Origin of the sequence: Streptomyces genisteinicus (assembly GCF_014489615.1) — a bacterium.
GTDB classification, from domain to species: Bacteria; Actinomycetota; Actinomycetes; order Streptomycetales; family Streptomycetaceae; genus Streptomyces; species Streptomyces genisteinicus.
This window is the reverse complement of record NZ_CP060825.1, coordinates 572,485-588,341: the sequence shown is the minus strand read 5'-3', so window position 1 is coordinate 588,341 and position 15,857 is coordinate 572,485. Positions and strand designations below refer to the sequence as shown.

The window sequence follows — 15,857 nt, the reverse complement described above, 5'->3', positions numbered from 1 at the left end:
GCCCCCCGCCGCACGCGCCCCCGGTCACGCCGTCACACGCGCCGCCACAGCGCGGGGACGTTCGACGGCTCCCAGCCGGCCTGGGCCTGGTGGCCCTGGAGGCAGACGTACTCGGCGCCGCCGTGGGTGACCCGGTCACCCGCGGTGTAGACCTTCCCCGCGGCCCAGGTGCCGCCGGGCTCGCCGCCGGGCGGCGGCTCCTCGCCGCCCGTGGTCGTCCGCAGCGTCAGGCCGTACGCCTGGAGCAGCGGGTTGAGCGGCTGGTGGTACGTCGTCCCGCCGGTGCGGCAGTCGCCGGAACCGCCCGAGGTGACGCCCTGCGCCTGGCTGCCCGATATGTAGGAGCCGCCGGAGTCGCCGGGCTCGGCGCACACGGAGGTGCGGGTCACCCCGGTGATGGTGCCCTCCGGGTAGGTGACGCTGGTGTTGTGCTGCTGGATGGTGCCGCAGTGCCAGCCGGTGGTCGAGCCGGAGCGGCACACCGACGCCCCGACCGGCTGCTGCACGGACCCGGTGACCTGCACGTTCTGCCCGCCGGCGCCCTTGACGTACGGCGTCGACGTCCAGTTGGCGTTCGCCAGCACCCAGGCGGTGTCCCGGCCCGGGAAGGTGGACGCCTGGAACGTGCCCTGGGCGACCTGGTTGAAGCCGCTGGTCGCCGTTCCCGCGCGGCCGCAGTGGCCGGCCGTGGCGAAACCGTGCTGGGTGCCGCGGGTGACAGCGAAGCCCACCGAGCACCGGCCGCCGCCGCCCATGTAGTACGCGTCGCCGCCCCGGATGTCGTACAGCGGGCGGGGCGCCTCCGTGGTGCGGGTGACCCGGATCAGGGACCGGTCCGCGCCGCTCCCGGCGATCAGGGACGCGGCGGCGGCGGTGTCGGAGGCCGCCACGACCACGGTGTTGCTCCGCACGTCGACGTACCAGACGGGCACGCCGGCCGAACCGCCGCGCGCCGCCGCCCGGTCCAGGGCGGCCTTGGCGCGGTCCAGCTCGGCGAGGGAGTGCTCGGCGTGCGCGGCCTCGGCGCCCGCCGCCCGCACGGCGGCCGCGTCCGCCGCGGACGTGGCGGCCACCGTCAGCGTCTCCGCCTCGGCGCCCGACACCCACGCGCCGGCGAAGGAGGAGCCCAGCCGCTGGCGCAGGAGCGCGGCGGCGGCCCCCGCCTCGGCCTCGTTGACCAGGCGCCGTTCGGCCTGCGACCGGGTCAGCCCGAGGTCGCGCTGCATCGCGTGCAGCAGCTGCGGCGGGGCCGCGCCGGTCGCCAGGGTGCGGGCCGCGGTGCCGACGGCCGGGTCCGCGGCGGACGGCACGGCGGCCGCGGTGCCCTGCAGCGTGGCCAGGACGAGAGCGCCGGCGGTCAGCGCGCCCGCGCACAGCGCCGCGGCATGTCTGTGGAACATGGGGAGTCCCCTCGGTCTCGGGTGAGGTGTGCCGAAACCGTAGGGACGGCGGGGCCCCGCCGAGCAGATGTCAGCCGGCCCCCTGCATCGCGTTATGGCGGTCCGCGGCCCCGCCCGCCGCCAGCCAGCGGGAGTAGCTCGTGCTGCGCCGGGCCGCCTCCCCGTGGGCCGCCCGCACATGGGCGATGACCGCGGGGGCCCCGGCCGCGGCGGGCGACGCCGGATGCCAGCCGAGCAGGTGGCGCCAGACGAGCGGGGTGCCCGCCAGCGCGCGGGTCACCACACCGGGTGTGGTGGGGAACGTCGCCCGGCACAGGCCGACCGCCCGGCCCACCTGCACCAGGTGCACACAGGACGCGGTGTCGGTCTCGTAGACGCGGGCGGGGGTGAATCCGGCGCGGACGCAGGCCGCCGCGAAGCAGTCGCCGAAGCAGCCGTCGCCGGGGACGTCGGCCCAGTCCTGGCCCGCGAGTTCCGCGAGGGCGATCTCCTCGCGCGCGGCGAGCGGGTGCCCGGTCGGGAGCATCACGAACACCGGGTCGCGGGCCACCTCGGTCCACGCCAGCCTGCCCGCCTCCGGCGGCGCGCTCTCGCCGCAGGTGCCGATCAGCGCGTAGTCCAGCCGCCCGTCGACGGCCTGTGCGGCGATCTCCCGCTCGGACCACGAGGTGTGGGTGGCCACGCTCGCGTCGGGTTCCGCCTCGGCGAGCCGGTCGACGAGCCCGCCGAGCAGCGGTCCGTGGGTGCCGCCGAGCCGGAAGCCGCGGGGGCCGCCGTCCCACGCCCGGGCGAACCGGACCGCCTCCTGCTGGAGGTCGTGCACCGCGGGCAGCACCACGCGGGCCCGGTCGAGGACGAGTTCGCCGAGCGCCGTGGTCCGCACCCCGCAGCGGCCGCGCTCGAAGAGCGCCCCGCCGAGGGACCGTTCGATCCGCCGCAGCTGGGCGCTGAGCGCCGGCTGCGCGAGCCCGAGCGCCGTCGCGGCCTTGGTGAGGCTGCCGGCGTCGGCGATGGCCCGGATCGTCTTCAGATGCCGCAACTCCAGTTCCATACCGGCAGCTTGACGGCGGTCACCCGGCCCGGCAATACACAGGTCCGGACCAATGCGGGGGAGAGGTCACGGTTCGATGAGGCCGACCCGGATCGCATAGCGCGTCAGCTCCAGCCGGTCCCTGAGCCCCAGCTTCTGCAGCAGGTTGGCCCGGTGCCGCTCCACGGTCTTCGCGCTGATCACCAGCATGTCGCCGATCTCCTTCGAGGTGTGCCCCTCCGCCACCAGCTTGAGGATCTCCTCCTCGCGCTCGGTGATCGCCCGCTCCGGCAGCGACTCGCCCTCCCGCGCCCGGTCCAGGTAGCGGCGGATCAGCGTGGTGATGGCGCCCGGATAGATGAACGACTCGTCGCGCATCGCCGCCCGGCACGCCTCGACGAGGTCGCGGTCGGCGACCGACTTGAGGACGTAGCCGCTCGCCCCGGCCTTCAGCGCCTCGAAGAAGTACTGCTCGTTGTCGTACATGGTGAGGATGAGGATCCGCAGGTCGGGGCGGAGCCGTGACAGCTCGCGGGCCGCCTGGAGGCCCGTCAGCCGGGGCATGGCGATGTCGAGCACGGCCAGGTCGACGTCCTCGCGCTTCGCGAGGGCGACCGCCTCGGCCCCGTCGCCGGCCTCGGCGACCACGGTGAGGTCCGGCTCGCCGTCGAGGATGAGCCGCACCCCGCGCCGCACCAGCGCGTGGTCGTCGGCGAGCAGGATGCGCGCCGGTCGGGGCGCCTGGGTCGTCATACGGTCTTTCCTTCCGTTGCCGGCACGCGCAGGCGCACCTCCGTTCCGCCGTCCGCCGACGGTCCGAGCGTCAGCCCGGCGTCGATGAGCAGGGCGCGCTCGCGCATGCCCTGGATGCCGGAGCCCTCCGGCGCGCCGCCGATCCCCCTGCCGTCGTCGCCGACCACCAGGTCCACCGCGCCGCCGGGGCCGGGCTCCAGACGCAGGTCCACCACACGTGCGCCGGCGTGCCGCGCCGTGTTCGTCAGGCTCTCCTGCGCCACCCGGTACACCACCAGCTCCCGCTTGTCGTCCAGCTCGGGGAGCCCGGGAGCGATGTGGTGGCGCACCGTCAGCCCCGGGGCGGTGAACTCGGCCGCCAGGGCGCGCAGCGCGCTGTGCAGCCCGAGCTCCTCCAGCACACCCGGGCGCAGCCGGCGGGCGATCCGCCGGATCTCGTCCAGCCCGCCGCGGGTCGTCTCCTGCACCTGGTGCAGCTCCTCCCGCAGCGGCTCGGGCACCTGGTCGGCCGTCCGCTTCAGGTGCAGCAGCACCGCGGTGAGCGTCTGGCCCACCTCGTCGTGCAGCTCCTGCGCGATCCGCTGCCGCTCCGCCTCCTGCGCGGACAGCGCCAGGGCGCTGCTCCTGGCGCGCTCGGCCTCCAGCCGTTCCAGCATCGTGTTGTACGTGGTGATCAGCTCGGCCATCTCGCCCGGCCCGGCCACCGCTGCCCGGCTGCCCGGGCGCAGCAGGTCGGCCGAGGTCATGGCGCGGGTCAGCCGGGCCAGCGGGGCGAGACCGATCCGCAGCAGGACCGCGTTGGCGACCAGCATCACCACCAGGCCGACCCCGATGACCAGGGCCTCGACCAGCAGCACGGGCGTGGACACCGTCACCGGTCCGAGCAGCAGGAGCACGGCGGCGACCAGCACGGCGGCGTTGAGCAGGAAGATCCGCCAGAACAGCGACATGGTCCCGCCTCTCTCGTGGCGCGTCGGTTCCATCGTCGCCGTCGTACGCCCGCGCCACAGCCCCGGGCGGTCGGCCCGCGGCTCACTCGTGTCCACGTCCAGCCTTTCGGCCGCACGCGGGCCCTGTCCATACGTGCTGACACCCATATCGCGCCACGGTACGGGGATGAAACGATGGCGCGTCGTGTGCGGTGGCCGATTCGACTCGGAGGGCCGGCGCACGAGCAGTCATTGCACCAAGCGAACGGACAAGGAGGACGGGCCGTGCCCGCTCCACGGATGAGCACCACGCCCCTGCCGGGTATCGGTGTCCAGTACGACCTCACCACCCGCGAACACCGCCACCTGTCGGTGATCGCCCACCGCGACGGGACGAGGTCGGTCAACGTCTACCGGCCGGACGATCCCGACGCCTGTGCGCACTCGCTGCACCTGACGAGCGCCGAGGCGTCCTCGCTCATCGACGCCCTGATGCCCGCTCACCACAGCCCGAGCGTCCTGCACACGACCGACCTCGGCCTCGTCGCCGAGCGGATCGAGCTGTCCGCCGCCTCGATGTGGAACGGGCGCGTCATGGGCGACCTGCGGTTGCGCACCGAGACCGGCGCGTCCGTCGTCGCCGTGCTGCGCAGGGCCGACGCCGTCCCCTCCCCGGGCCCGGACTTCCGCCTCGCCGGCGGCGACACCCTCATCGTCGTCGGCACCCGCGAGGGCGTCGACGGCGCCGCGGCGATACTCGGACGGGAGTGAGCGGTGCACTCTGCTGTCTTCCTGATCGAGTTCGGCGCGATCATCCTCGGCCTCGGGCTGCTGGGACGGTTCGCCGGACGGCTGCGTTTCTCGCCCATCCCGCTGTACCTGCTCGCCGGCCTCGCCTTCGGTGAAGGAGGCCTGCTGCCCCTCGGCGCCAGCGAGGAGTTCGTCGCGATCGGCGCGGAGATCGGCGTCATCCTCCTGCTGCTGATGCTCGGCCTCGAGTACACCGCCAGCGACCTGGTCTCCAACCTGAAGACCCAGTACCCGGCCGGACTCGTCGACTTCACCCTGAACGCCGTGCCGGGCGCGATCGCCGCGTTCCTGATGGGCTGGGGGCCGGTGGCCGCCGTCGTCCTCGCGGGCGTCACCTGGATCTCCTCGTCCGGGGTGATCGCCAAGGTGATGGGCGACCTCGGACGCCTCGGCAACCGCGAGACACCGGTGATCCTGAGCGTGCTGGTCCTCGAGGACCTCGCCATGGCCGTCTACCTGCCCATCATCACGGCCCTGCTGGCCGGTGTCGGGCTGGCGGCCGGCAGCGTCACGCTCGCGATCGCCCTGGGCGTCGCGGGCCTGGTGCTCTTCGTCGCCGTGCGGTACGGACGCCTCATCTCGCGGTTCGTGAGCAGTGACGACCCCGAGAAGCTGCTCCTCGTCGTCCTCGGCCTCACGCTGCTGGTGGCCGGCATCGCCCAGCAGCTCCAGGTCTCGGCCGCCGTCGGCGCGTTCCTCGTCGGCATCGCGCTGTCCGGCGAGGTGGCCGAGGGCGCGCACACGCTGCTGAGCCCGCTGCGGGACCTGTTCGCCGCCGTGTTCTTCGTCTTCTTCGGCCTGCACACGGACCCGTCCAGCATTCCTCCGGTGCTGCTGCCCGCCCTGGCGCTCGCGGTCGTCACGGCCCTCACGAAGATCGCGACCGGGTACTGGGCGGCGAAACGCGCGGGGGTGGGCCCGAAGGGCCGCTGGCGCGCGGGCGGCACGCTGGTCGCCCGGGGCGAGTTCTCCATCGTCATCGCGGGGCTCGCGGTCTCCGCGGGCATCGAGCCGATGATGGGCCCGCTGGCCACGGCGTACGTCCTCATCCTGGTCGTCGTCGGCCCGCTCACGGCCCGGTTCACGGAGCCCGTCGCACTGCGCGTCATGGCGCTCCGCGCCGCGCGCACCCCGGCCCCCGCCGGGACGCCGGAGCGCATCGAGGCGAAGGTCGACGCCCGCGACTGACCCTCGCGGCGTCTCCCGCCCCGCCCCGAGTGCGAGGGCGGGAGGCACCGCCGGGCCCGGCCGGCCGGACCCGCGCTCACCGGCGGAACCGGCGGCGGGTGGTCGGCGGCATGGAGAGGCTCACGCTTCCGGCCAGCACCAGCCCCGCCGCGAGGAGCAGCCCGTTCGGCAGCGCCATACCGGCCACGGCCGCGACGATGCCGCAGGTCAGGACGGCCCAGGCGAGTACGTCACGACGGCGCAGACCGCTGCTGCGCACGGTGATGTGACCGACACCGCTGCTGCGCACGGCTCCTCCTTCCGACGGAACGGACGATCTGGTTCCCAAGGGCTGTCCCGCAATCCCCGGCGGGCGCGCGACGACAGCTACGGCACCTCGCCGCGTTGTCGAATCGCCCGAGTACGCCCAGTACGAGGACGACTCTCCGCCTTGCGATGCACCGCATCTGACGCCGCGCGCTGATCCACCGGTCCTTGCGGGACGGCCCTTAGTCCACTGTCGCTCTTCCGGCGCCTCTGCGGTATCGGGGACGGCACCCATTTCCCGCCCGTGGCCGGCGGGTGTCACAGCGGGCCCCACAGCCGGGCGCGGGTGCGCAGCCGGTCGTGCACGAGCGCCAGCGGCGGGTGCACCAGCGCACCCGCCCGTACCGCGAGGTACAGCGTGTTCAGCGGCGCCGCGGCCGGCTCGTGCAGCAGCTCCACCGATCCGGCCGCCAGCGCCTGCTCGACCAGGTACCGGGGGAGTGCGCTCACCCCCGCCCCCGCCACGACCGCGGCGAGGACGCCGCGCAGGTCGGGGACGGTCACGGCGACGACGTTCGGCGGCCGGCCGCCGAACTCGCTCAGCCAGTACCGCCGCACGACGGGCAGGTCGTCCGCGTAGGCGACGAGCGGCAGATGCGCCAGCGCCTGGACCGGGTCGTCGGCCAGCCGCACCGGATCGACGCTGCGGGCCAGCGCCGGCGGCCCCACCAGGACGAACTCCCCGTCGATCAGCGGTGTCGCGGCGAGGTCCTGCCGCCCCGGCCGCACCGCGGACACGACCAGGTCCGTCTGGCCGGCCGCGAGCTGCTCCAGCAGCTCGGCGGCGACCCCGAGGGTGATCTGCAACCGCAGGCCGCGGGTGGTGAGCGGTGCCAGGGTGGGCAGCACCCGCAGGGCCATCAGCTCTCCGGGGCCCGCCACCCGCACCGTGCCGACGTGGGCGGCGAGGCCGCTCGACGGGCGCATCGCGGCGCGCAGCTCGTCGATGCGGGTTCCGACGCGCGCCGCCAGGTCGGCCGCCCGTGCCGTGGGGGCCGCGCCGTGGCGCGAGCGGACGAAAAGGGTCTCGCCGAGCTCCTCCTCCAGCCGGGCGAGCTGCCCGCTGACCGCGGGCTGCGTGAGGCCGAGACGCTCCGCCGCCGCCGACAGCGAGCCGCAGCGGTAGATCTCCACGAACGTGGCCAGCAGGTCGAGGCCCGGCACGCGACACCCCATCCATAAGAAGTCTTATGGCCTCCATGATGCCCGTGCATCCTGCCGGGTGAAAGCTGGGTGCTGCCCGCCCCGGGGCAGCCGCCGCCGGGGAAGCGGGCCCGTCCCCCACACACGAAGGACCCCCATGTCGAAGATCCTCATGGTCGTCTCCGGCGCCGACAGCCTGGAACTGGCCGACGGCTCCGCGCACCCCACAGGCTTCTGGGCCGAGGAGGTCGCCGCCTCCCACGAGGTGCTGCGGGCCGCCGGCCACGAGGTCGTCGTCGCCACCCCGGGCGGCACGCGCCCGGTCCCCGACCCCGTCAGCCTGGACGCCCGGGGCGGTGTCGACCCCGACGACGCCCGCCGGTTCCGCGCCTACCTGGACGGGATGGACGCCGAACTCGCCGCCCCGCTCGATCTGGCGGACGTCTCCGCCGACGACTGGGACGCCGTCTACGTCCCCGGCGGGCACGCCCCGATGACCGATCTCGCGGTCAGCCCCGTACTCGGCGCACTGCTGACCCGCGCCGACCGCCGGGGCGCGGTGGTGGCCGCGCTCTGCCACGGAGTGGCGGCGCTGGCGAGCGCGGTCGGCGACGACGGCACGTTCGCGTTCGCCGGACGCGAGCTCACCGCGTTCAGCGACGAGGAGGAGGCACAGGGCGGCCTCGGCGACCGCTCGCCCTGGCTCGTCGAGTCACGGCTGCGCGAGCTCGGCGCCGAGGTGGTGACCGGGCCCGCCTGGTCGAGCACCGTCGTCGAGGACGGCAACCTCGTCACCGGCCAGAACCCGCAGTCCAGCGCCGACACGGCCCGCCGCGTGGTGGGCGCCCTCGCCGGCCGCTGAGCCACCCGCACGGCGGCACGGCGGGCGCGGCGACCGGGGGCCGTGCGGGCCGCCGCCGTGCGCGCGTACGGTTCCGGGCCGTCCCGCCCCTACGGCGCCTGGACGGCCGCGTCCGCCGCGCCGGCCGCCCTGAGCGCGGGGGACGGCTCCAGGGAGAACGTGTGGCCCGCCGGGTCGGCGAACAGGCGGGCGCCGCGCGGTCCGGGGCCGCCGCTGTCCACCGGCATCGCCCCGAGGCCGACCGCCTCGCGTTCCGCCGCGTCGAGGTCGGTCCCGGCCACGAAGATGCACAGATGCGCCTGGAGCGAGTCCTCCGGCCGCGGCCAGCTCGGCGGCGCGTAGCCGTGGTCGCGGCGTATCGCGACCCGTACGCCGTGGGGGGAGTGCACCTCCACCAGATCGGGGTCGGCCCCGGGGCGGGCCTCGCCGCCGAGCAAGGCGGCGTAGAACTCGGCCAGTTCGAGCGGCTCGGCGGCGTCGAGGACGAGGACGGGGACCTTGGGAGTCGTCATGGGTCCCGCCTACCCCCGCCGCCTCCGCCCATACGGCCCGCCGCCCCGGTGCCGGTTTGCGCGCCCTCACGCGGGTACCCGGGGCAGCGGGCGGGCGGCCGGCGGAACCGGGCGCCCGGGCCGCCGAAACGGTGACCTGAGCGAGCCGCTGGGTCACATACCGTGACAAGCCGCTAGCCTGGCTCGCGGCCGTACGAAGGAGCCCGCATGCCGGTCCACGGCGTCGCACAGCCCGGCGAGCGGCGCCGCGCACCGATCCCCCGAGTCCCCGAAAGCCGGACGCTGGTGATGAACGACAACACTTCCCGGTCCATGACGGCCGCCCCGAGTGCCTCCATGTACGGCGCGCCGTGCTGGGTGAGCCTGATGGCCCGCGACCTCGCGGCCGCGCAGGACTTCTACGGAGCCGTGCTCGGGTGGGAGTTCCGCAAGGGCCGCCTCGGCGACGAGTTCAGCGTCGCCCTGGCCGACGGGGTGCCCGTCGCCGGCATCGGCGCCCTCGCCCCGCGGCTCACCGTCGCCGTCGCCTGGACGCCCTACTTCGCGGTCGAGGACGCCGACCGGACCGCGGCGCGGATCCGCGAGCGCAGCGGCACCGTCGCCGTCGGCCCCCTCTCGCTCTCCACCGGCCGCGGCCTGCTCGCCGCCGACCGGGACGGCGCCGTCTTCGGGGTCTGGGAGGGCGAACTGGTCCGGGACTGGCCCGCCTGGCGCGACAGCGCGCCCGCCTGGATCCGGCTGCTCGCCAGGGACGCCTTCGAGTCCGCGATCTTCTACGGCGAGATCCTCGACTGGGCCGTGGACCGGGCAGGCTGCTGCGACGTGAGCTACGTCGAGGACGCGGTGCAGCTGCACCGCGAGGGCCGGGTGCTCGCCCGCCTGACCTCCGGCGCCGACCCCACCTCGGACGACCCCCTCCTCCACCCGCGCTGGCACGTCCACTTCGGCGTCGAGGACGTCGAGGAGACCACCCGCACGGCACGCCGGCTCGGCGCCACGCTGCTCGGCGAGCGCTCCACGCCGCGCGGCCGGGAGGCGAGCCTGCGCGACCCCGACGGCGCCATCTTCACGGTCGGTTCCGGCAACGACACCCTGCCGGGCACGGTCCTCCACTCCGCCCGTGCCTGACCGGAGTTCGCCCGTCGGACACCGCTCCCGGGGACGCGCCCCGGCGTGGTGACGGACGGTGACAGCCTGCGTGGCGGACGACGCCGCCACGGATCACAATGAGGCACCGGACGGACATCGTTCCGCCGTGTGCCGGGGGTTCGCAGAAATCGGGAGACACACGATGCTGATGCCCGACACGAGCGTCGTCGCCAGGCTGATCGCCCGCTACCGGGCCCAGGAGCACCGCCTGCTCGACGCTCCGCACGACGAACGCGCACGGCGGCGGTTCGAGGACACCGCCTACACGCTCTGCGTGCTGATGTGCGAGCGCACGGCCCGGGACGCCGTGCTCGCCGCCGAACACTACGTGCACCGCCGCATCCGGGCCGCCGCGCAGCCCGTGGCGGCCCGACGCGCGGCGGGCGGCTGCTGACCCGCGGCCCCGGGCGGTCCACGCCGCCCGGGGCCGCGACCGCCGCCGCGAAGCAGCCCGGACGTCCGTCACGGTCCGTCATGAGAAGGGAGGAAGGTGCCCGCCGCACCCACTGCCCTCCGCACGCGGATCTCCGCACTGGCGGCCCGGCGCCACGACCCGGTCGTCAACCAGACGCTGCGCTCCACCGCCGCGGCGACGCTCGCGTACGTCGTCGCGCTCCAGCTGAGCAGTGAACCCGTGCCCCTCACCGCCCCGCTGACCGCGCTGCTCGTCGTGCAGGTCACGCTCTACTCGACGCTCACCACCGGCATCCGCCGCGTGAACTCGGTCGTCGTGGGCGTGCTCATCGCCATCGGCTTCAGCGTGCTCGTCGGGCTGAGCTGGTGGAGCCTCGGCCTGATCATCCTGGCCTCGCTGGTGGTCGGACGGTTCGCCCGCGTCGACGAGTTCGTGCCCGAGGTCGCGATCAGCGCCATGCTGGTCCTCGGCGTCACCCAGGTCGCCGACACGGCCTGGGACCGCGTCCTGGAGACGCTGATCGGCGCGGTCGTCGGCCTGCTCTTCAACGTTCTGTTCGTACCGCCCGTCTGGGTGGAGACGGCGGGCGACTCCATCGAGGACCTGGCCCGCCGGATGCGGCGGCTGCTGCTGGTCATCGGCGACGAACTGACCAGCCGGACCCCCGTCGAACGCGCCGCGGAACGCCTCCACGAGGCCCGCAGGCTGGACAACGACGTGGCGGACGTGGACGCCGCCCTGCGGCAGGCCGAGGACAGCCTGCGCTTCAACCCGAGGGTCAAGGAAGGGCTGCTGCACCGCATCGTGCTGCGCACCGGCCTCGACACCCTGGAGATCTGCGCGGTCGTCCTGCGGGTCATCGCCCGCACCATCACCGACCTCGCCAAGGAGCGCAGGGACGAGGAGATGTTCCCGCCCGAGGTCGGGGTGGCGCTCCAGGAACTCCTCGCCCACGTCGCCGACACCCTGGTCAGCTTCGCCGTGCTGGTCACGACGCGGACCAGCGAGAGCGCCGACGCCGCCGAGGAACGGCTCACCGGCGAACTCGCCGCCGCCCGCGCCGCCCGCGACACCGCGGCCGACCTGCTGCTGGAGGGGGTGCAGCGGCTGCCGCGCCAGTGGCAGCTGCACGGGGCGCTGCTCACCGAGATCGACCGCATCCTCGACGAGCTGGACCTCGACCACCGCTCCCGCCGGCTGATGGAGGAACTGGACCGGCACACCAGGGAGGAACGCGAACGGCGGCCCCGGGTGGACGCCGTGAAGAGGCGTGCCGCCCGGGTGCGCCGGAACTCCGCGGGCCGGGTCCGCCGCTCCTCCGCCGGACCCGACCGGCAGGAACGACCCGACCGGCACGACCGGCACGACCGCCCGGACCGACACGACCGGCCGGACCGCCCCGGCCGGCAGACCGACAGGAGTGGCCGATGAGCCCCGACCCCGGCGTATCGCTCGGCACCGTCACCACCAAGGTGCCCGCGCGCCTCGACCGGCTGCCGTGGTCGCGCTGGCACTGGATGATCGTGGTGGGCCTCGGCACCGTGTGGATCCTCGACGGCCTCGAAGTGACCATCGTCGGCAACATCGCCAGCCGGCTCTCCGAGCCGGACAGCGGACTGCCCATCTCCGACGCGCAGGTCACCGGCACGGCCGCCGCGCTGTACGTGGCGGGCGCCTGCTCCGGGGCGCTGTTCTTCGGGTGGCTCACCGACCGCTACGGGCGCAAGAAGCTCTTCCTCATCACCCTCGCCGTCTACCTCGCGGCGACCGCGCTGACGGCGATCTCCTTCTCGGTGTGGTGGTTCTTCCTCTTCCGCTTCCTCACCGGCTTCGGCATCGGCGGCGAGTACGCGGCCATCAACTCGGCGATCGACGAACTGATCCCCAGCAAGTACCGCGGCCGGGTCGACCTCATCATCAACGGGAGCTACTGGCTCGGCGCGGTCGGCGGCGCGCTGCTCTCCGTGGTCGCGCTGAACACCGACATCTTCCCCGCGGACATCGGCTGGCGGCTCACCTTCGCCCTCGGCGTCGTCCTCGGACTCGTCATCCTGCTGGTGCGCCGGCACGTACCGGAGAGCCCGCGGTGGATGTTCATCCACGGCCGCTCCGAGGGCGCGGAGGAGCTGGTGGCGGGCGTGGAGAAGGAGATCGAGAAGGAGAAGGGCGTACGCCTGCCCGAACCGGAGCGCGCGATCACCATCGAGCAGCGCCGCAGCATCGGCTTCATCGAGATCGCCCGCACCCTCTTCCACCGCTACCCCCGGCGGGCCGTGCTGGGCTTCTCCCTCTTCATCGGGCAGGCGTTCCTCTACAACGCCATCACCTTCGGCTTCGGGTCGATCCTGGTGAAGTTCTTCGACGTGCCCAGCGGCAACACCGGCTACTTCTTCGCCGTCATCGCCTTCGGCAACTTCCTCGGACCTCTGCTGCTCGGCAGGCTCTTCGACACCTGGGGCCGCCGGCCCATGATCGCCGGCACCTACATCCTGTCCGGGCTGCTGCTCTTCGTCACCGCCTGGCTCTTCGACGAGGGCCTGCTGAACGCCACCACGATGACCGTCTGCTGGTGCGTGGTGCTCTTCTTCGCCTCGGCGGGGGCCAGCTCCGCGTACCTGACGGTCAGCGAGATCTTCCCGATGGAGACCAGGGCCATGGCCATCGCCTTCTTCTACGCGATCGGCACCGCGGCCGGCGGCATCTCGGGTCCGCTGCTCTTCGCCGAACTCACCGAGAGCGGGGTGGTGGGCGACGCCGCACTCGCGTTCCGCATCGGCGCCGCCCTGATGGTGCTCGCCGGGGTCGTCGCCGTCTTCTTCGCGGTGGCGGCGGAGCGGAAGTCCCTGGAGGACATCGCGACGCCGCTGTCCGCCACCGGGGGCGGGCAGGGCACGAAGACCGGGCGGGGCGGGGAACCGGACGCCTGACGGCGGCCGGGGCGGCCCTCACGCGGCGTCCCGCATCACCTCGTCCCGCAGCTGGTCGCAGCAGCGGCTGATGAGCCGGGACACGTGCATCTGCGAGATCCCGAGGGTCTGCGCGATGCTGCTCTGCGTCATGTCCCGGAAGAAGCGCATGTAGAGGATGTTCTGCTCGCGCTCCGGCAGACGCCGCAGGCCCGGTTTGACCGCTTCCCGGTCGACGAGCACGTCGATCGCCGGATCGGACGAGCCGAGGGTGTCGCCGAGGCTGTAGCCGTCGTCCGAGCCGGGGAGTTCGGCGTCCAGCGACAGGGCCGTGAAGCTCTCCAGAGCGTCCAGGCCCACGAGGGTGTCCTCCTCGCTGAGACCCGCATGCGCGGCGACCTCCGCGACCGTGGGGGAGCGGCCGGACGTGGTGGACACCAGATCGCGGCGGGCGGTGCGGACCCGGTTGCGCAGATCCTGCACACGGCGCGGGACGTGCAGCGCCCACATGTGGTCGCGGAAGTGCCGCTTGACCTCGCCGACGACGGTCGGCACGGCGAAGCTCTCGAAGGCTCCGCGCTCCGGGTCGTACCGGTCGACGGCCTTCACGAGGCCGAGGGCCGCGACCTGGCGCAGGTCCTCCAGCGACTCGCCGCGGTTGCGGAACCGGCCGGCGATGCGGTCGGCCATCGGCAGCCAGGCGGCGACGACGGCCTGGCGCAGCTCCTGACGCTCCGGCCCGTCGCCGAGTTCCGCCATTCTCCGGAAGTCAGCCGCGGTGTCGGGGGCGTCGGAATGGCTGTGCTTGCGGTGTGGGTGTTTGCGCATGGTGTGCGGACTTCCTCGCAGGGGGTGAGGCCTCGAAGGAACGCGCCGCGGACGCGGTCCGCGCCGGTCGCCCGGCAGCGGCCCCCGCTCCGCGGGGTGTGCTCGCGCGGAGCACATGACGCGGCTGCCCGGGTCTTTCGTGCGGAAACGTCGCGGAACGTGATCGTCCGCGGGAGTGCGCGCGGGGCGCGGTGCGTGCCGGGGGTGTACGGAGGCCGTTGCCTGGGTACCCGTCGCGACGCGGGCGGGAGAGTCCGCGTCCCGGGCGGCGCGCGGAGCACCGGCCGGCAGGGGACGCCTGGCCGGTCCGCCGGCGCGGGGCACGAGGGTCGAGGAGGCGGGGTCCATGGGTGTGCCGGACACCGGCATGAGCCCGGGGAGAGAACCCGGCGACGGACGTTTCGACGTGCGGGAGAGCCGGGTCGGGGACGTGGCCGTCCTGACGCTGAGCGGCGAGCTCGACCACGACACGGCCGAACCCCTGCGCGAGGCGCTGGCACGGCACACCGGCCCGGAGGCGGAACGCGTCGTCGTCGACCTGAGCGGCCTCACCTTCTGCGACTCCACCGGGCTGAACGTGCTGCTCCACGCCCGGCTGGCCGCCCACGACGCGGGCGGCGGCGTCGAGCTGGCGGGGCTCCGACCCCCGGTGGCCCGGATGTTCGAGATCACCGGAGCGCACACCGTCTTCCGCGTCCACGCCGGCCTCGACGAGGCGCTGGCGCGCGAGCGGCCCGCGTGACGGGCGCGCCGATGAGCACCCGGCCGGACGGCTCCCGGGGACAGACCAGAAGACTGGCGCTGTTCGGCACCCGCGGCGTGGTCGGGCGCTGCCGCGACTTCACCCACGAGGCGCTCCGCGACTGGGGGTGGCCGCGGGCCGACGGACAGGAGCCCTGGGGCGAGCCGCCCGGCGAACTCGTCGAGGACGTCCTGCTGCTCGTCTCGGAGATCGTCACCAACGCCTGCCTGCACGCGGGCGGGCCGCAGGAGCTGGCGCTCCACCAGGACGCGGAGCGGCTGCGCATCGAGGTCGCGGACGCCGATCCGTCGGCGCCGCACCGTCGGGCCACGGGTGACCTCGCGCAGCCGGGCGGCCACGGTCTGATCATCCTGGAGCGCCTCGCGCGCCGCTGGGGTTCCGAGCCGCGCGGCACCGGCAAGGTGGTCTGGGCGGAGGTTCCCGTCCCGCCGCGATGACGTGGGGCCCGGGTACCGGTCGCCGGGTGCCGTGGCCGGTGCCTTCGGGGGGGCGTGAGCCTTCCGGAGGGCCGGACGGGCGGGCCGCCGGATGGGGCCGGTGCGTCTCCTGCCCGCCCCCGGCCGCGAGCCCCGGGAGGCCCGGACGGGACCGGGGACGGCCGCTTCCGGACGTGGAGAACATGCCCTTCACGTGCGGCGGACCCGACGGGAAGGCGGCCGCGGGGCGGAAGCTCCGGACGGGGCGCGGTGCCGGACCGGAGACCGGACGGGGTGCCGAGGGCCGCGGTGCCGGACCGGAGACCGGACGGGGTGCCGAGGGCCGCGGGACAGACCGGACGGTGAGCCGAGGGCCGCGGGACGCGAAGAACGCCCGTTCGGGCCGCCGCCGCGGGCGCGGCGGCGGCCCGAACGGGCGCCGATGCG

17 protein-coding genes are annotated in these 15,857 nt (G+C 74.4%); 9 read left to right on the top strand and 8 right to left on the bottom strand.

The window, feature by feature from the left end:
• Nucleotides 1-32: 32 nt before the first annotated feature.
• The 4 genes from IAG43_RS02570 to IAG43_RS02555 form a co-directional block, all read right to left on the bottom strand.
• Complete coding sequence (locus tag IAG43_RS02570; protein ID WP_187739116.1) at nucleotides 33-1,400, bottom strand: alpha-lytic protease prodomain-containing protein; 1,368 nt, start codon at nucleotides 1,398-1,400, stop codon at nucleotides 33-35.
• A 70-nt stretch (nucleotides 1,401-1,470) separates the two neighbouring features.
• On the bottom strand, nucleotides 1,471-2,451 hold the full coding sequence (locus IAG43_RS02565; RefSeq protein WP_187739115.1) for a LysR family transcriptional regulator: 981 nt from the start codon (nucleotides 2,449-2,451) through the stop codon (nucleotides 1,471-1,473).
• 66 nt (nucleotides 2,452-2,517) lie between these two features.
• Nucleotides 2,518-3,183 (bottom strand): response regulator, encoded by a 666-nt coding sequence (locus IAG43_RS02560; RefSeq protein ID WP_187739114.1) that lies wholly within the window; start codon nucleotides 3,181-3,183, stop codon nucleotides 2,518-2,520.
• Nucleotides 3,180-4,133 carry a sensor histidine kinase gene (locus tag IAG43_RS02555; protein ID WP_187744266.1) on the bottom strand — a complete coding sequence of 318 codons (954 nt, stop codon included), beginning with the start codon at nucleotides 4,131-4,133 and terminating at the stop codon, nucleotides 3,180-3,182. Before IAG43_RS02555 ends, IAG43_RS02560 begins: the two co-directional genes overlap by 4 nt.
• Nucleotides 4,134-4,397: 264 nt before the next feature.
• Between IAG43_RS02555 and IAG43_RS02550 the strand changes: the two genes are divergently transcribed.
• On the top strand, nucleotides 4,398-4,883 hold the full coding sequence (locus IAG43_RS02550; RefSeq protein WP_187739113.1) for a cation:proton antiporter regulatory subunit: 486 nt from the start codon (nucleotides 4,398-4,400) through the stop codon (nucleotides 4,881-4,883).
• A 3-nt stretch (nucleotides 4,884-4,886) separates the two neighbouring features.
• Nucleotides 4,887-6,110 carry a cation:proton antiporter gene (locus tag IAG43_RS02545; protein ID WP_187739112.1) on the top strand — a complete coding sequence of 408 codons (1,224 nt, stop codon included), beginning with the start codon at nucleotides 4,887-4,889 and terminating at the stop codon, nucleotides 6,108-6,110.
• Between the two features lie 76 nt (nucleotides 6,111-6,186).
• On the opposite strand, the gene IAG43_RS02540 is transcribed toward IAG43_RS02545, so the two are convergent.
• Nucleotides 6,187-6,399: a hypothetical protein gene (locus tag IAG43_RS02540; RefSeq protein ID WP_187739111.1), complete on the bottom strand. Its 213-nt coding sequence runs from the start codon at nucleotides 6,397-6,399 to the stop codon at nucleotides 6,187-6,189.
• A 275-nt stretch (nucleotides 6,400-6,674) separates the two neighbouring features.
• Nucleotides 6,675-7,580, bottom strand: a complete 906-nt coding sequence (locus tag IAG43_RS02535) for a LysR family transcriptional regulator (RefSeq protein ID WP_187739110.1) — start codon at nucleotides 7,578-7,580, stop codon at nucleotides 6,675-6,677.
• A 136-nt stretch (nucleotides 7,581-7,716) separates the two neighbouring features.
• Between IAG43_RS02535 and IAG43_RS02530 the strand changes: the two genes are divergently transcribed.
• Entirely contained in the window at nucleotides 7,717-8,421 is a 705-nt protein-coding gene (locus IAG43_RS02530) for a type 1 glutamine amidotransferase domain-containing protein (RefSeq protein WP_187739109.1), read from the top strand.
• A gap of 89 nt (nucleotides 8,422-8,510) precedes the next feature.
• On the opposite strand, the gene IAG43_RS02525 is transcribed toward IAG43_RS02530, so the two are convergent.
• Nucleotides 8,511-8,933: a VOC family protein gene (locus IAG43_RS02525; protein ID WP_187739108.1), complete on the bottom strand. Its 423-nt coding sequence runs from the start codon at nucleotides 8,931-8,933 to the stop codon at nucleotides 8,511-8,513.
• 288 nt (nucleotides 8,934-9,221) lie between these two features.
• On the opposite strand from IAG43_RS02525, the gene IAG43_RS02520 reads away from it, so the two are divergent.
• The 4 genes from IAG43_RS02520 (at nucleotide 9,222) to IAG43_RS02505 (ending at nucleotide 13,424) form a co-directional block, all read left to right on the top strand.
• Nucleotides 9,222-10,061 carry a VOC family protein gene (locus IAG43_RS02520; protein WP_187739107.1) on the top strand — a complete coding sequence of 280 codons (840 nt, stop codon included), beginning with the start codon at nucleotides 9,222-9,224 and terminating at the stop codon, nucleotides 10,059-10,061.
• Between the two features lie 169 nt (nucleotides 10,062-10,230).
• On the top strand, nucleotides 10,231-10,476 hold the full coding sequence (locus IAG43_RS02515; protein ID WP_425508562.1) for a DUF5133 domain-containing protein: 246 nt from the start codon (nucleotides 10,231-10,233) through the stop codon (nucleotides 10,474-10,476).
• A gap of 96 nt (nucleotides 10,477-10,572) precedes the next feature.
• On the top strand, nucleotides 10,573-11,928 hold the full coding sequence (locus IAG43_RS02510) for an FUSC family protein (protein WP_246574040.1): 1,356 nt from the start codon (nucleotides 10,573-10,575) through the stop codon (nucleotides 11,926-11,928).
• The gene (locus IAG43_RS02505) at nucleotides 11,925-13,424 is read left to right on the top strand and encodes an MFS transporter (protein WP_187739105.1); all 1,500 of its coding nucleotides are present in this window, start codon (nucleotides 11,925-11,927) and stop codon (nucleotides 13,422-13,424) included. The genes IAG43_RS02510 and IAG43_RS02505 overlap by 4 nt, the downstream gene beginning before the upstream one ends.
• Before the next feature lie 18 nt (nucleotides 13,425-13,442).
• Here the strand turns inward: IAG43_RS02505 and IAG43_RS02500 are convergent, their stop codons facing one another.
• Nucleotides 13,443-14,231, bottom strand: coding sequence for a SigB/SigF/SigG family RNA polymerase sigma factor (locus IAG43_RS02500; RefSeq protein ID WP_187739104.1), 789 nt, complete (start codon nucleotides 14,229-14,231; stop codon nucleotides 13,443-13,445).
• Between the two features lie 346 nt (nucleotides 14,232-14,577).
• Between IAG43_RS02500 and IAG43_RS02495 the strand changes: the two genes are divergently transcribed.
• The gene (locus tag IAG43_RS02495; RefSeq protein ID WP_246574038.1) at nucleotides 14,578-14,973 is read left to right on the top strand and encodes an STAS domain-containing protein; all 396 of its coding nucleotides are present in this window, start codon (nucleotides 14,578-14,580) and stop codon (nucleotides 14,971-14,973) included.
• Nucleotides 14,974-14,984: 11 nt separating this feature from the next.
• Nucleotides 14,985-15,431: an ATP-binding protein gene (locus IAG43_RS02490; protein WP_187739103.1), complete on the top strand. Its 447-nt coding sequence runs from the start codon at nucleotides 14,985-14,987 to the stop codon at nucleotides 15,429-15,431.
• Nucleotides 15,432-15,857: the final 426 nt, after the last annotated feature.

Coding starts and splice junctions, on each gene's coding strand:
- IAG43_RS02570 (WP_187739116.1), bottom strand. CDS start 1,400: ATGTTCCACAGACATGCCGCGGCGCTGTGCGCGGGCGCGCTGACCGCC.
- IAG43_RS02565 (WP_187739115.1), bottom strand. CDS start 2,451: ATGGAACTGGAGTTGCGGCATCTGAAGACGATCCGGGCCATCGCCGAC.
- IAG43_RS02560 (WP_187739114.1), bottom strand. CDS start 3,183: ATGACGACCCAGGCGCCCCGACCGGCGCGCATCCTGCTCGCCGACGAC.
- IAG43_RS02555 (WP_187744266.1), bottom strand. CDS start 4,133: ATGTCGCTGTTCTGGCGGATCTTCCTGCTCAACGCCGCCGTGCTGGTC.
- IAG43_RS02530 (WP_187739109.1), top strand. CDS start 7,717: ATGTCGAAGATCCTCATGGTCGTCTCCGGCGCCGACAGCCTGGAACTG.
- IAG43_RS02525 (WP_187739108.1), bottom strand. CDS start 8,933: ATGACGACTCCCAAGGTCCCCGTCCTCGTCCTCGACGCCGCCGAGCCG.
- IAG43_RS02520 (WP_187739107.1), top strand. CDS start 9,222: ATGAACGACAACACTTCCCGGTCCATGACGGCCGCCCCGAGTGCCTCC.
- IAG43_RS02515 (WP_425508562.1), top strand. CDS start 10,231: ATGCCCGACACGAGCGTCGTCGCCAGGCTGATCGCCCGCTACCGGGCC.
- IAG43_RS02505 (WP_187739105.1), top strand. CDS start 11,925: ATGAGCCCCGACCCCGGCGTATCGCTCGGCACCGTCACCACCAAGGTG.
- IAG43_RS02500 (WP_187739104.1), bottom strand. CDS start 14,231: ATGCGCAAACACCCACACCGCAAGCACAGCCATTCCGACGCCCCCGAC.
- IAG43_RS02495 (WP_246574038.1), top strand. CDS start 14,578: ATGGGTGTGCCGGACACCGGCATGAGCCCGGGGAGAGAACCCGGCGAC.
- IAG43_RS02490 (WP_187739103.1), top strand. CDS start 14,985: ATGAGCACCCGGCCGGACGGCTCCCGGGGACAGACCAGAAGACTGGCG.